The sequence below is a fragment of the Caballeronia sp. KNU42 genome, from assembly GCF_053760385.1.
Genome location: NZ_JBSNBT010000003.1, coordinates 162,128 through 177,235, shown reverse-complemented (window position 1 = coordinate 177,235; position 15,108 = coordinate 162,128). Strand labels below are relative to the sequence as shown.

The window sequence follows — 15,108 nt, the reverse complement described above, 5'->3', positions numbered from 1 at the left end:
GCTGGCTTTCCTAAGACATCAGGGCGAGTTTCCCTTTACGGTGGAACATCGGCTTCGGATGGAATATCGATGACCTGTTTTGCCGCCGCGTCTATGACCGCCTCCTGATGGGGGAGTGTTGACTTCCACCGAAAACTGAGCCGCCGGAGGCGCGGACGAAAACTTTGACTACCTGGAGGTAGCCCATGTACTCGTACGAAGACCGCATTCGAGCGGTTCAGCTCTACATAAGCTAGGAAAGCGCATCGCAGCTACCATTCGTCAGTTGGGTTACCCGACAAAGAATGCTCTCAAAAGCTCGCATCGAGAATACAAATCGCGAATACAAACAATGTCATGATCTGCCGGCCGGCTATATGCGCTCGAGGCCGAAGTAGTCGGCCGAACAGAACAAGGTGGCCGTCGAGCACTATCTGAGCCATGGTCACTGTCTTGCTGCCACCCTGAAGGCATTGGGATATCCGGGCCGCGGGACGCTCGCAGCCTGGCTTGATGAACTGCACGCTGAAACCAGGCAACGCGTTGTCAGCAGAGCTGGTGCCGTATCTCAGCCTCCAGGGTTGAAGCAGGCGGCAGTCATCGAACTGTGCACTCGAGAGGAAAGTGCGCAAGTGGTTGCTCAAAGGAGGGGCATGAGCAGGCCGACGTTATACAACTGGAAAAATAAGCTACTCGGTCGAGAGGTTCGGGCATCCATGATCTGATGATTGTGGCATACCGATTTGCCAATGTCGCCATCGGTAGGTGATGGTCGCCCTCTGGTTTCGGCTGACCTGAAGCAACCTCGGCGAATGGCCGTTTCGAGTTGTGGTGCGGCCGCTCGAACCCCCTCTTCACCGTTGGCGTGAATGTCCCTTCATGGCCGGCAAGCGCCCGCAGGCCGGCCATGACCTATCAGACTTCGGTTTGCTCGGCCATCTCGAGCGCGTCATCTACCTCAATCCCGAGGTAATGCACTGTACTTTCCAGTTTCGTATGGCCTAAACGTAACTGAACTGCGCGCAGATTCTTGGTGCGCCGATAGATCAACGATGCCTTCGTGCGGCGCATCGTGTGGGTGCCGTACGCCGCGTCATCCAGTCCAATCGAAGCGACCCAACGATGAACGATGCGAGCGTACTGGCGTGTCGACACGTGCGCTGACGCATGCCACCGACTTGGAAACAGATAGTCGGCGGGCTTCAGTCCTCGCGACGATATCCATGCTTCCACGCTCTGCCGAGTTTGCTCCGTAAATTTCGAACTGCACTGGTCGTCGCGTTTTTTGCTGCATGAACATCGCTCGCGAGATCACGTGGCTTCCCATGCAGACGTCCTGTACCCGCAGCCGCGTCAGATCGCACGCCCGAAGCTTGAGTTGAAAAGCGCCAACTCGCGAACGTTGGATAACATCTGAAGTCTCGTTCGGATCGCCCAGATCTCACGGAGCTTCAACGGAGGCTTCTGCCCAGTCAGCCTCCCTTTGTTCCACGGCACTCGACGAACGTCAGAGGAATTAAGTGTATCCATGTCAATCTCCGCTCCAGTGAAGGGAGATCGAGTGTGTGCTCGGTGGAGCGGTCGCTCTTCGACCCTTTCCAGCCGCTCGTCTCGACGTTACGTCGGAGGCAGCTTTCCAGGGCAAAGCGGCCGTTCGTTTGTATCGTGACCGGCACCCAATTGGAGTTCTGAGTCATTCGATGCTTCGGTTACTAGAGGTCCTCGCTTGCGGCGCGCTTTACTGTCCAATCGCGTCAGCTTGGTCCTTGCGCCCGACGGCGATTGATCCAGCATGACCTCGTCATGGATCACATTAATTACCAGAGCAGTTTCAAGGCAACGACTATTGGCTAGAAAGCACAGTAGCCAGAGAATGGCGGGACCGGAGACACCTTTAAAGCACGCTCCTGCGACCTTGAATTCAATTCTTCCGTCACTGGCGGGAAGCGACAGAACAATGAGATAAGTCAAACCGGCGGCCAACGGTGAAGTTGCTCATGGCGGCGCGCGGGGCCCTATCCGGCCTATTTCATCGCCATCCAGTGTCCGCCTGCATCTTGCTTCTGGTAGGGCGCGAAGCTGTCGCCCTTCACGATGATAGTGATATACCCCACCTCGATGCGGTCACCCTTCGGGTTAAAGCCGATCGTCCCGGTTGCCCCCAGATAGTTCGTGATCTTGTGCAGGGCTGCGGTGATTGCGGCGGGCGTCGCTGACTTACCGTCGGCGATCGCTTTTGCCGTGACGCCGACAGCGTCGTATTCGTAGACCGAATACGCTCCCGGCCCTTGCCCGTAGGCCTTCGTATAGTCGTCGACGAATCTGTGCGCGCCGCTCAGGAACTGCGCGAGTGGTTCCGTGGTGATAATCAAGCCGTCGGCCGCCGGACCGGCGGTCTTCATCAGGGTGGGGTCGTTGGTGCCGTCGCCGCCCATCAAGGTCATCTTCAGGCCCAGTTGGCGCGCCTCCTTCACGATCAGACCAGCCTCGGAGAAGTAACCGGTGTAGTAGATCACGTCTGGATTCAGCGAGGCGACGTGGGTCAGGATTGGTGAGTAGTCCATCTGACCGGGTGTGATCGCATCGGCATAGACAACGTCGACGCCGTCCTTTTTCAGGGCTTCCACGGTGTTGTCGGCGAGACCCTTGGCATAGGTCGTGTTGTCGTGGATCACCGCTGCCCGCTTCGCATGGAGCGAATTCTTGATGAAATCGGCGGCGAACGGACCTTGCTCGTCGTCACGGCCAATCGCACGGAACACGTCGTTGTAGCCCATCTCGGTCAGCTTGGGATTCGACGACGCATCCAGCACATACGGAATGCCCGCGCGGTGAAAGGTCGACAATTCCGGTAGCGCCGCGCTCGAGCAGTAGCCGCCAGCTACCGCAACGACCCCCGCATCGACGAGCTTCTGTGCCGCTTGCACGGCGATCTGCGCGTCGCAGGCGTCGTCCTCCGGCACCAGTTCGATCTGCTTGCCGAGCACGCCGCCAGCCGCATTGATGCGGGCGGCGGCAAGCTTGGCGCCGTTGACGATGTCTGCACCGGCGTTAGCACTGCTACCCGATAGCGGCACAGGTACGCCGATTTTGATGGTCTGGCTTTGCGCCGAACCGGGGACGATGCCAGCGAGCACGGCCAGAACGGCCAGGGCCGCGATTGTCGTTTGCCGCAAGGCGCGCGCGGTGCGCGGCGCGCCATTCTTCCGAGCAATCATGTTGTGACTCCATATTGTGAAAGAGATCGGAGCGATGAGCCACACGGCGCAACGGCTGACATCAGAAGGCGTTAGGAAATGGACATCGCATGCAAGTTGTAATCTGGTAGATCAACGGCTTGGCGATCGGGTGCACGGCGGGGGCACCGTGAAAGCGTTTTTCTCATGATAGGTCTCGCGGCACGTTTGGGCCGTATAGGGTATGCGCCTATAGAACACCGTACAAAAAACGCCGGCAACTTCGAATTGTTCGAGGGATGAGCGGCTTTCTATTGGATCGCGATGCAACTGCGTGGGACAGGCGTAGGTGCTGTGCGTGGGACCAGAGTAACGCATGAGAAGCGTTGTGCCAGGAGGTGGAATCGCGGGCGCCACGGCTGCGTATTAGCTCGCGAAAGAGGGCCGCGAGGTGACGGTGATCGAGCGTCAGCCGGGCGTCGCGCTCGAGACCAGTTTTGCCAATGCCGGTCTGGTCGCACCGGGTCATTTAGGTACGTTCCATCAACGACTGCATGCGCGGCTACATCGAGGCGTGCGGAAATCGTTTCGGAGCTAGAAGCGAGCATCGGCAAGCCGGTCATCTCCAGCAACTTCGCGATGGCGTGTCACGCGTTGCGGCTAGCGGGTGTGGAAGACTGCGAGCCTCATCGTGGGCGCTTGTTTGCGCCGCAAGCGAACCATGGCGTTGTGACGCCCCTAGGCTCCATGCCTGGGTAACCGATGCGCCTGCGCGAAGCCACCGCGCGCGAATCTCACTTCCATTGCGGCGGCTGCAGCATCATCCCATGCTGCCCTTTATATGCCGCGACCGCTGGCGGCGTCCAGCCGTCCAGCATCTGCGGCGCGAGCCGGTAGATCTCGATGCCAAGCGGCCGGCATACCTCCAGCGGATCGCGCGCATCCGGCCCCCACATCGGTAAGGAGAGATCGCCGCCCGGACAGGTCGACAGCGCGCATAGCAGATCGATTTCCGCGAAAAATTCGAGGTAGTCGCCCTTCTTTGCCGGGCATGCTTTCGCGAAGTATTTGTCTTCGGGATTGAGGCCCGCGCACTGGAACACGTTTAGCACGTCGTGTACATCGTATTCGGTCAGTCCGTACGGAGCAATCGCGCGGGTGAGGTTGGAGTGGCAGTGAAAATGAAAATCCTCGCCACTGAGCATACGGTTCACGTAGGGATCGCAGCGCGTACCGAGCAAATCGTGAACCCGGCCGCCATGCTCGTCGACGCCGTAACCGGCGAGGCTGTCGTCGGTGATCGTCACCATCGGACGCAGAAACGGCAGCGTCGACCACAGACGGTCGAACGTGCTCACGTGCGCCTGCTGCAGCTGACGTGTGCGTGAGGCCCACATGCGTTCGCGCGGGTTGTGCCGGTTCCACAGATTCAGGTCAGCCACCTGCGGACCTTGGATCGTGACGATCCGGAACACATGGCCGGCCGGCACGATCCAGGCGTGCCCGGAGCGGATAGGTACGACAATCGCATCGACCAGCGTGCGGCTCGTCGGGTCCGCGGCGATGCGCTGATAGAACGCTTTGTCGACCTCCAGTGCGGAACCCTGAGTCGATTGGTAGGCGGCGGGGTAGTTCAGCATGGCGCAGGCTCCTGCATATGGCGGGCCGACAGGTCGCGAGCAGGCATGCCGCGGTTTCGCCGCCGTTTCGTTACGGATTCCCTTGATCCTAGTTCAGCGGCGCGTGGTGTAAAAGCCTGTCGGCTGTTTCCGCGCGCCGCAAACTGTCTGAAAGGACGCTGCGGTCCATTGCCTATAATTGACTGAAAGGAGCGGCACGCACATAGCGGCGCCAGCCCCACGAGGCGGTCCATGGAATGAACTGCGCCATCGGAGTTTTCCTGGAGGCAGATCATGCAAGGCGGTGATGCGGTCTTGAAACAGGTGCTGGCGGCTTTTGAACACGAATCGCACCTGAATCTGCACGATCGTCCCATCCATATTAGTGTCAACGACTGCACCTTGACTGTAGCGGGCGAGGTGCCGGATATCGCGTCGATCTGCGCGTCAAAGGTGCAGGCTCCCGCGCAGCATTTCCACGCATGGACGAGGCAGGCAACGGGATGGTAGCGGCGCTATCGAAGTCACGGCGAACCAGCACTAAATCTGGAGTTCAACGGCAGATTGCCGCTTGTAGGTGAAAGCAAACGCGCGTACCCAAAAGCTGTCTGATAATTGCAGAGTCATCTACGGCCCTAAACCGCAGCGGGCAGAGTGAACTGGAAAGTTGCGCCTCCCTCAGGCGCACCCTCGACCCACAAGCTCCCGCCATGCGACTCGACGATTGTTCGGCTGATGCGCAGCCCCATGCCAGTGCCGTGGGACTTGGTTGTAAAGAACGGATCGAAAATCTGTTCCGCGAGCTGCGGCGGAACGCCCATGCCGGTATCACCGACAGACACGAGGATCAGCCCGTGCTCAGCCCGCTGCGATCTGATGACCATCTCACGTGTGCCATCAACGTCCTTCATGGCTTCGATGCTGTTGACGATCAGATTCATCACGACCTGTTGCAATTGCACGCGGTCCGCCACGACCTGGGGCAGATCGGCCGCCAGTTCCGTGCGCACCGATATGTTGTATCGCACTACCTCGCCGCGCAGGAGACCAACGGTTTCCCGAATAATCTCGTTTGCACCAAAGACCTCCTGATTCAGGGCGCCCTTCTCGAATTGCGTGCGGATCCTGCCGATAATCTGGGCAGCGCGTTGTCCGTCGCTCACCATGCTGGTGGCGGCCGCCCGCGCTTCATCGAGATTCGGCTTGTCACGGTCAAGCCATCGCACGCAGGCGTTTGCGTACGCGATAGCAGCGGCAATCGGTTGATTGATCTCGTGTGCCAGGGATGCCGTCAACTCTCCCATGGTGGTCGCCCGGTTAATGCGCGCGAGATCGGCTTGCGCTTGACGTAGCGCGTCTTCGGCACGTCTCTGCTCGTCGATGTCGGTGGTGGTACCAATGAATTTCAGAACCTTTCCTTCAGCATCACGCAAGACCACGGCTTGTTGGAGATGCCAGCGATAGCTTCCGTCCTGAGCGCGCCGGGAGCGGGTTTCTATTGCGAATCCTTGTCCCGAGCGCACCCCTCCCCAAAAGGCCCTCGATGTCGCTTCTCGATCCTCGGTGTGGACTGCGGTCATCCAGGCCTCCGGATGCGACCGGACGAAATCCAGGGTCTGACCGGAGTAGTCGAGCCAGACCTGATTCACGAAGTCCGGCGTCCCATCAGGCTTGAGCGTCCAAGCGGATACAGGAAGTCGCTGCAACAGTCCGGCCTGGAGTTGCAGATCCGAATAGAGGTGCGCATTCTCCAGTGAAATAGCTGCTTGCGAAGCCAGCAACTGCAGTAGGGCAACCCGGTCCGATGTGAAGACGCACGGCGCCAGGTTGTTCTCCAGATAAAGTGCGCCGACAAGCTTCGACTGCTTGACGATCGGCAGGCACAGTACGGACCGTGAGCGCTTCCTCTGCACATATTCGTCCTTGGAGTATACGTTGTCGGCCGAAGCATCATCCAGAAGCACGCGCTCCCGCGTCCTAATCACGCAGTGCAGCACGGATTGCGGCACGTCAGACGGCGTGATGGCTTCCTGCCGAAATGCAACCTCGATCCGGCCCGGTCCACTGCTCGCCTCCGCTTCGATCCGCGGTTCGCCGCCCTGAGCACCACCGCGCAGGAGGATGAGCAGACCTCGCCCGGCCCCGGCATTCTCTACCGCGAGTCGTAACAGTTTCTCAATCAGCATCGGCAGGACAATCTCGCTCGACAGTGCCTGCGAGACCTTGATCACCGTGGCCAGATCCAGAAGCTCCGTCGCCGCCATAATCGTGCTCGATGAGCCCGCAGCCGGCTGTTCGTCCTTGATCTGCGGATATAACTGATCAAGCTGCCTTACCTTGCCATCGGCTCCCCAGTTCAGATAGCAGTGCCGGGCATCGCGCAGGTAAGCTCTGGCAGTCTTGTCGAATCCACGTGCTGCATAGAAACGCGCCGCCAGTTCATTCGCTACCGCTTCATTATTCACAAAACCGTTTGCGTGTGCCGAGCGGATCGCCGTTTCGTAGAGGCGCATGGAGTCGAGGTCGCGCCCCTGGACCCGAGCAATTTCCGCGCTCACCAGAGCGGCGCGATTTTCGAAATTCTCCGGGCAATTCTCCGCCCATATTGCAAGCTGCCTGTGATGCCTGGACAGAGCCTCCTGATGCTCCTGTCGCGAGTCCCCAGTTGCAGAATCAATGGCCGCAGCCCGAGCCAGCGCGCCGTAAAAGTGATGCTCCGCCACTTCAAAGAAGCAGCGCGATGTCCACAGCAGCGGTTCGGCATTCAACGAGGCCTGGATTGCAGCAGCCCACTGTCCCGCAAAGAAACGCGCCTGTAACTTCCTGATCCAGTACCGGCATTCCACCAGTGCCAAGATAGGATTCTGTGACAACTGACGCTCGAACTGAAGCTCGTCAAAGTGACCGTCATCGAATGAACCGAATTCCGTTGTCAGGCCCCGGAGTGTTCGGACCAGCGCAAGCTGCGTGGCGATCTGATAGATCACGCGGCCAAACCGCACTTTTTCTGCGAACTCGAGGCCCATCTCGGCTTCACGCTGCACCTCGGCTAAACGATCTCCCGCAGCAAGAAGATTAGTGATCCGATTGTGATGGCCATAGGCGACCCAAGTGAGGTCGCCGATCCTGTTCGCGGTGTCCAATGCACGCCGCACGAGCTCTTGTCCTGTCCTGACGTGTTGTCTCCATGGCATGACACCGTGCCTAAAACGCAAATAGGTGCGCGCCCGGTGGCGATCCAATCCGCGCTTCTCCCCCAGATCGCAGCCCAGCTGGCCAAACTGGAATCCGGCCTCATAATTCCCGAAATGCGGCCCAGCGATCATGCCGAACGATACGTACGCGAAGCACGATGCGTTGCTATTACCATGCTCGAGGCTCAGGTTGACCATTCGGCAAAGCACGAGGGCGAAAAGGTTTTCATCGGTAAACTGCGCCGGCATCACAATCTCAGTGAAAACATCCAGAACATCGAGCACATCCGGATCGGTGATCAACGGCAAGTCAATCAGTTCCTCGATTTTCCGGCATTCCAGCGAGCACCAGATTCGATCGTATTCTCGCAATACTTCCGCATAGGCGGGATGTGGCGACCAATCCTTGCCGAGACCTCTCTGGTATTCGATGAATATCTCCACGCCGCGGTCACAGCGATTCAGAAGGTCGTAGAGCGTCACGCGCAAACGTGCAACCTGCGCGACATCGTGAGCACTCTTCGCCCGTTGAGCCAGCATGGAAAGACGATTTTCCGCATCGACCATGCCTCCGGTCAGTAATTCGCATTCGGCCAGCAAATACTCGATGGCGAAGACCAGCTCGTAGTTGTGATTCCAGCTCTCGTCCGTCAGCAATGCGCGTCCGGCGTGGAGGTACTTGAGTGCCGACGCATACGCGGTAGACATCTTTGCGCGTCTTCCCGCGATCAGATTCAATTCTGCAACGCGTTCACGCTCCGCGATGGTCGTGATCAGAGGAGCGCCACGGTTGAGTTGATTGACGATCTCGAAGATCCCTTCCTCAAGTTTGTCCGGAGCGGTGCGCGCTGCCATGACCATGCCGATGCGCAGATGCGTCTCTGCCCTCAGTTCCTGAGGAATCAGCGAGTACGCTGCTTCCTGCACACGGTCGTGGAGAAACCTGTAAGCGTCTTCGGATCGGATGATGAGGCCGGTTCGGACTGCCTCCCAAAGCTGTTCGTGTATCTCCGTGGTCGAGTCCTCGTACACCATGCGTAGCATCGCGAAGTCGGCACTGTTGCCGAGACAGGCAAGCTGCTGCAGTGCCTTCTGCGTCTCGATGGGCAGGCGATTCAACTTCCCCACCATCAGGTCCACGACGTTGTCGGTGTAACCCTTGGCGTGAATACGATTAAGGTTCCAATGCCACTGGCCTTCGGTGTGATCAAAGGCGAGTAATCCCTCTTCGAAGAGAGCATAAGTAAATTGAATCGCGAAAAATGGGTTACCGGTGGTCTTCTCTCTGATTAATTCCGCTAACGCGCCGGCCCGCCCCCGCCCGCAATGAAGAGAATCTACGAGTGCCTCTTCCAGGTCGTGACAGGTCAGGGGCGCCAGTACGATGTCATGCACTGTCGCGCCGGTGCGGCGTATTGCTTGTAGCTTGCGCATCAGCGGATGTGTCGGGCCCACTTCGTTATCGCGATACGCACCAATCAACATCAGATGTTTCACGTCCGGATGCGTGAGCAGATCTTCCATCAGGTCTAACGTAGCCGGGTCCAGCCATTGCAGATCGTCGAGGAAGAGCGCGAGGGGATGCTCCCGCGTGAACACGCTGACAAATTGGCGCAATACCGTCTGGAAGCGACTTTGCGCATCCTGCGGCGGAAGTTCGGGGACCGGTTGCTGCTCGCCGATGATGAACTTCAACTCGGGCACGAGATCCAGCATAAGCTGGCCATTCGGACCAAGCGCCTCACGGATTGTGTCGCGCCAACGGCCGACCTCTTCTTCGTTCTTCGCCAGGATCGGACGGATGAGGCTGTGGAAGGCCTGTGCGAGGGTCGCATACGGTATGTCGCGCTTGTACTGATCGAATTTGCCTGATGCAAAAAACCCCCGTGGCGGCACGAGCGGTTTATGGAGCTCGTTGACAACTGAAGACTTGCCCACACCCGAATAGCCGGAAACCAGAACGAGTTCCGGGCAGCCCCCCATTACGACTCGATCGAAGGACGCGAGCAGCGTGTTGATTTCGGATTCCCGTCCGTATAGTTTCTCGGGAATCTGCAGCCGGTCCGGGGTGTCGCGCTCGCCCAGCGGGAAGTCGTCGATGTGGCCATGAGTTTCCCATTCGTTCAAACCTCGCTGTAGATCCCGCTCCAGGCCCATTGCCGTCTGGTATCGCTCCTCGGCGGTTTTGGCGAGCAACTTCATGATGATGGACGAAACCGGAAGCGGAACATCTGGCGTCCGCTCTCCGGGAGGCAGTGGCTGTCTTGCAATATGGCAGTGCACCCATTCCATCGCATCCGAACCGGTGAATGGGAGGCTGCCAGTCAGCAATTCGTAAAGCGTGACGCCCAGAGAGTAGAGATCACTGCGAGAGTCGACCGAGCGGTTCACGCGCCCGGTCTGTTCAGGGCACATGTAGGCCAGTGTTCCGGAAATGATTTCGGGCGGCACGAGTGGCAAGCGCTCGCGGGGAAGCCGCGACGCGATGCCGAAGCCGGTGAGCCACACGTGACCGGTGTCGTCGACCAGTGCGTTGGAAGGCTTGACGTCTTTATGGATGAGACCTTGCCGGTGCACCTGGCCCAGTGCGGCCGCCAGACCGATGGCGGTGCGCAGGAAGCGAGTCAGATCCAGCGGGTGTGCCCTGTGCTGCTCGATTACCCGATCCAGCGGTTTACCGCCTGGGTCCTTGAGAATGAGGACCGCGCGGCACTGGTAACGAGTCAGCGCGAGCGGTTGGGCCGTCCATGCCGTATCGAGGTCGGCCGCGAGCGACCATTCGTGTTCGAGCCGCCGGAGGCTCTGGGGTGACGGCTGATCAGCCGCGAGCGCCAGAGCCAGAATTGGCATCTGGTTGCCGACCTGTCTGCCGCGGTAAAGGGTGAAGTCCGCGTCCTCGCGAAGCGGCTCCAACATGTACTCGGAATCCTCTGCCATAGAGAACACTCAAGTTGTCACTACGAAAGGCCGCTCCTTTCCCGGTGAGAGAAACGGGCTCCTAGAACTCCGCAATCGTGGGCAATCCTCTTGTCAGATCAGGAGAAGCGCCCGTGCTGTGAGGGCCGTTCTCCGCATGGCGAGACCTGATGATTGTCGCACACTGATTTGCCATCGGTGGATGATGCTCGCCCTCTGGTTTCGGCTGACCTGAAGCAACATGGACGAACGGCCGTTTCGAGTTGTGGTGCGGCCGCTCGAATCCCCTCTTCACCGTTGGCGTGAATGTCCCTTCATTGGCCGAACTGAGCCCGATTGTGAGTGGCCCAGGTCGACCCGTTCGGACAATCGGCGTTCTCAACAACGGCCACTTAGGAGAGGCGACTTCACAGGAGGGAAGCGATCTCTTTTGCCAGCACGGCGCCCTGTATGACCGCCGCTCAGTACCAGCCAGCGCTGTGCCTTCACCGAGAAGGCGGATACCGTTTCACGCCCCCGAGAAGACCGCGTTTCCGCCCGACAAGAGTAGGGATCATGCTGGCCCGTGATACTGTTTACCGGCCGCGCTCGATCTTTTCACAGGAAGCGTCATAAATAGAATGACCACTACATCCAACTGCGCACTGTGCGATAAGCCGTTCGCCATCGTGGGCGACTCGGATGACCGCGGCGCCTTCATCGCAGAGGGGCGATCGACGCCAGTCACGCAGGGCCTTCTAAGCAAAACACGAGAACGAGAATGCTTGACATTGAAGATCTGGAAACATTCGTTGAGGTGGCCGACGCAGGCGGTCTTACGCCCGCAGCAAGGCGACTGGGCCTCTCGAAATCAGTCGTCAGTCGCAGACTCGCGCGGCTGGAAAGCGAGTTGAGCGTGCAACTTGTGTCGCGTACCACCCGAGGGGCAACGCTGACGGAAGCCGGTGCTACCTTTCGTGAATACGCAGCGCGGATCTGCGCCGAATTGGACCTGGCGCGAGAAACAATCCTTCCGGCTGGCGAACTGCGCGGACGCCTCCGGATTGCGGCACCCGTATCGTTCGGCGCAACCCACCTCGCGCCGTTACTTGCCCACTTAGCGAAACAACATCCACTTCTGCAACTTCAAACCTCCTACAGCGATCATTTCGTCGACGTTGTAAACGAGGGATTCGACGCAGCCATCCGCATAGGCCATCTCGCGGATTCCAATCTGATCGCACGCCGTATCGGTCCCATATTCGGCAAGCTGGTGGCCAGCCCAACATATATTCGAACACACGGGGAACCGCGAACTCCAGACGAGATCATGAATCATGAAGCGCTCTCCCAAAACGCAGAGACATGGAGGTTCATTGGCGACGGCAAGGTCATTACCGTCAATCCGCGCGGGCGGTTCACGGCTAGCAGTGGCGAGGCTCTTGTCGCTGCTGCAGTCGCTGGACTAGGTATTACGTCGCTTCCCGATTTTCTGACGGACAATCATGTGGCCTCTGGCTCGCTCGTTCCGATCATGAGCCGATTCCCCGTTCCAGAGGCCGGCATTTACGTTGTCCGCCCTCCCGGCGCGCATCCACCCCGCAAGGTGCGCGTGCTCATCGATATGCTGATACGACATTTCGGCGCTCACAGCTCTCCCCAGGCTCCGGATCATGACTGACGCAGTGTGGCTGTATCGACTGGGTTGAAGACCTAACCCCCGGTGGTGTTGCCAGTTCAGCGACACAGATTCGCCTGACACGGTTCTACCGCAACACGCCGAAGATGGGTACTGTTCACTCCTATAGTCAACTGCCACTAACCGGATATCAGACCTGTCATGACCACGATCCTGCAAATCAACTCCGCGGCTCGCTCGCAAGGGGCTCAATCGACCCTGCTCCTCAATGAGCTGACCGAGAAGCTGCAACAATCAAATCCGGGCGCTCATGTCGTCGTCCGTAATCTGCAAGCTGCGCCGTTGCCGCACCTCGACGATGCGATCCTCGGCGCGTTTTTCACGCCGGCTGACCAGCGGACCCCGGAACAAGCCGCTATTTCTGCTCGCAGCGAGGCGCTAATCGCCGAACTGCAGGCGGCCGACATCATTGTGCTCGGCGCGCCGATGTACAACTTCGGCATCTCGTCGCAACTGAAGACGTACTTCGACTTTATCGCACGTGCCGGCATTTCGTTCCAATACACGGCCAACGGTTCAGAAGGCTTCATCACGGGCAAGAAGGTCTTCGTGGTGACGGCACGCGGTGGCAAGTATGTCGGCACCCCGGACGACAGCCACACGCCGTATCTGAAGAGCTTCCTCGACTTCCTAGGCATGACTGATGCAACGTTCATCTACGCTGAAGGTCTGGCCATGGGCCCGGACGTCGCAAGCGCTTCGCTCGCTGGCGCACGCGAAGCGATCGCTGCCGCGTAAAGATGAAGCGGTAGCGGTTCGCCCTGCGGATCGCTACCGCTGATCGCGGCAATGCGTGCGTGGTAAGCATGCGCGTTGCGGGTCAGAACAGCGCGACCGAACGCTTTTCCGTGGTGCTTATGAATGCGCCATTTTTAACCAAATATCTGACAAATCAGATAAAAACAACGGCTCGAGAAAAGCTGGCCGTCAGGCCCCTTAAAGGACTCAACATGAACCCGCCGCAACAAGCGAGCGCTCCCGCGCCATTGACTGGATGGCAATTCGCACTGGGCGCCTTCGCCGTGGCCCTCGCCACCTTTATGAACGTGCTGGACTCGTCGGTCGCCAACGTCGCGATTCCGACGATGTCCGGTGACCTGGGTGTGTCAGTGGATGAAGGCACGTGGGTCATCACCCTGTTCGCCGCGGCCAACGCGGTAGCGATTCCACTGACCGGCTGGCTCACGCAGCGGGTCGGACAGGTGAAGCTTTTCGTGACTTCGATTTTACTGTTCGTAGTGGCTTCTGCGGTGTGCGGCCTTGCGCCGAATTTACCCTCTCTGCTCGTGGCCCGCGTCATACAAGGCGCAGTAGCGGGGCCGATGATACCGCTCTCGCAAGCGCTCCTCCTCAGCACGTTTCCGAAGAATAAGAGCGCGAGCGCGCTGTCGCTGTGGGCGATGACCGCAACGGTCGGGCCTGTCGCTGGACCCGCTCTCGGCGGCTGGATTACCGACAGCTACAGCTGGTCGTGGATCTTCTACGTCAACGTACCGGTTGGCCTGTTTGCCGCCGCAGTGATCTGGGCGCTCTACCGCAAGCTCGAAACGCCGTCGCGCAAGCTGCCGGTCGACAAGATTGGCCTGCTCTCGCTGATCGTCTGGGTGGGCGCGCTGCAGATCATGCTCGACAAGGGCAAGGACCTCGACTGGTTCAATTCGCCGGTGATCTGGGCGCTCGCTATCGTCGCGCTCATCACGTTCCTGTTCTTCGTGATCTGGGAGCTGACCGAGGCCAAGCCGATTGTCGACCTGCGTCTGTTCAAGGGACGCAATTTCCTCGGCGGCACTGTGGCGATTTCGATCGGGTACGCGCTCTACTTTTCCAACCTCGTGATTCTGCCCACGTGGATTCAGGAAAGTCTCGGCTACCCGGCCGTCGATGCGGGGTTGATCATTGCGCCGCTCGGTATCCTCGCCATCTTCCTTGCGCCGGTGATGGGCAAGATCATGCCGAAATCGGACACACGAATACTGGCGACGCTCGCCTTCCTCTGCTTTGCAGGCGTGTTCCTGATGCGCTCGTGGTACACGACGGACGTCGACCCCTCCTCGCTCGTTCTGCCAACGTTGCTGCAGGGCATCCCGATGGCGCTCTTCTTCACGCCGCTCACAGCCATCATTCTGTCGGGACTGCCGCCGGAGAAGATCCCGGCTGCCGCAGGCCTGTCGAGCTTCGCGCGCGTGTTCACCGGCGCGGCGGGCACCTCGATCATGAGCACCATCTGGAACGACCGGACGATCAAGCACCATGCACAACTCGCCGAGCTGACCAGCGTGAATAACCCGGCCTATGTGCACGCGCTTGCCGGGATTCAGACGACGCTGCACGCGAGTGTCTTCAAAGCGCAGAACCTTTTCGAAGCGCAATTAAGCGCGCAGGCGGCAATGCTCGGCGTGAACGATGTGTTCCTGCTGTCGGCGGTGACCTTTATCGCGATCATTCCGCTCATCTGGATCACTAAGCCCAGCAAGGCTGGCGCGAAGGCCGCAGCGGGTGCGGGCGGCCATTGAGCAGCGCCGCTCTTTTTTAACGATTAATCTGAT

7 protein-coding genes and 3 pseudogenes are annotated in these 15,108 nt (G+C 59.2%); 6 read left to right on the top strand and 4 right to left on the bottom strand.

Annotation, left to right across the window (positions count from 1 at the left end):
* Positions 1 to 185 precede the first annotated feature (185 nt).
* A pseudogene (locus ACSOSP_RS41000) lies at positions 186 to 698 on the top strand (IS3 family transposase); the annotation flags it as partial.
* A 196-nt stretch (positions 699 to 894) separates the two neighbouring features.
* Here the strand turns inward: ACSOSP_RS41000 and ACSOSP_RS40995 are convergent.
* Both ACSOSP_RS40995 and ACSOSP_RS40990 read right to left on the bottom strand, forming a co-directional pair.
* Positions 895 to 1,509: pseudogene (locus ACSOSP_RS40995) on the bottom strand (tyrosine-type recombinase/integrase).
* 494 nt (positions 1,510 to 2,003) lie between these two features.
* Positions 2,004 to 3,242 carry a branched-chain amino acid ABC transporter substrate-binding protein gene (locus ACSOSP_RS40990; RefSeq protein WP_455315451.1) on the bottom strand — a complete coding sequence of 413 codons (1,239 nt, stop codon included), beginning with the start codon at positions 3,240 to 3,242 and terminating at the stop codon, positions 2,004 to 2,006.
* Between the two features lie 289 nt (positions 3,243 to 3,531).
* Between ACSOSP_RS40990 and ACSOSP_RS40985 the strand changes: the two are divergent.
* Positions 3,532 to 3,696, top strand: a pseudogene (locus ACSOSP_RS40985) (FAD-dependent oxidoreductase); the annotation flags it as partial.
* Positions 3,697 to 3,949: 253 nt separating this feature from the next.
* On the opposite strand, the gene ACSOSP_RS40980 reads toward ACSOSP_RS40985, so the two are convergent.
* Positions 3,950 to 4,795: an urea carboxylase-associated family protein gene (locus tag ACSOSP_RS40980; protein WP_455315450.1), complete on the bottom strand. Its 846-nt coding sequence runs from the start codon at positions 4,793 to 4,795 to the stop codon at positions 3,950 to 3,952.
* Positions 4,796 to 5,068: 273 nt separating this feature from the next.
* Between ACSOSP_RS40980 and ACSOSP_RS40975 the strand changes: the two genes are divergently transcribed.
* Positions 5,069 to 5,284 (top strand): hypothetical protein, encoded by a 216-nt coding sequence (locus ACSOSP_RS40975; protein ID WP_455315449.1) that lies wholly within the window; start codon positions 5,069 to 5,071, stop codon positions 5,282 to 5,284.
* Positions 5,285 to 5,409: 125 nt separating this feature from the next.
* On the opposite strand, the gene ACSOSP_RS40970 is transcribed toward ACSOSP_RS40975, so the two are convergent.
* A complete protein-coding gene (locus ACSOSP_RS40970) occupies positions 5,410 to 10,905 on the bottom strand; it encodes a trifunctional serine/threonine-protein kinase/ATP-binding protein/sensor histidine kinase (protein WP_455315448.1) in 5,496 nt (1,831 codons plus the stop codon).
* Between the two features lie 739 nt (positions 10,906 to 11,644).
* Here ACSOSP_RS40970 and ACSOSP_RS40965 point away from each other — a divergent pair.
* From ACSOSP_RS40965 to ACSOSP_RS40955, 3 genes are all read left to right on the top strand, one after another.
* Complete coding sequence (locus ACSOSP_RS40965; protein ID WP_455315447.1) at positions 11,645 to 12,544, top strand: LysR family transcriptional regulator; 900 nt, start codon at positions 11,645 to 11,647, stop codon at positions 12,542 to 12,544.
* A gap of 159 nt (positions 12,545 to 12,703) precedes the next feature.
* Positions 12,704 to 13,300, top strand: coding sequence for an FMN-dependent NADH-azoreductase (locus tag ACSOSP_RS40960; protein ID WP_455315446.1), 597 nt, complete (start codon positions 12,704 to 12,706; stop codon positions 13,298 to 13,300).
* A 212-nt stretch (positions 13,301 to 13,512) separates the two neighbouring features.
* Positions 13,513 to 15,075 carry a DHA2 family efflux MFS transporter permease subunit gene (locus tag ACSOSP_RS40955; RefSeq protein ID WP_455315445.1) on the top strand — a complete coding sequence of 521 codons (1,563 nt, stop codon included), beginning with the start codon at positions 13,513 to 13,515 and terminating at the stop codon, positions 15,073 to 15,075.
* Positions 15,076 to 15,108 lie beyond the last annotated feature (33 nt).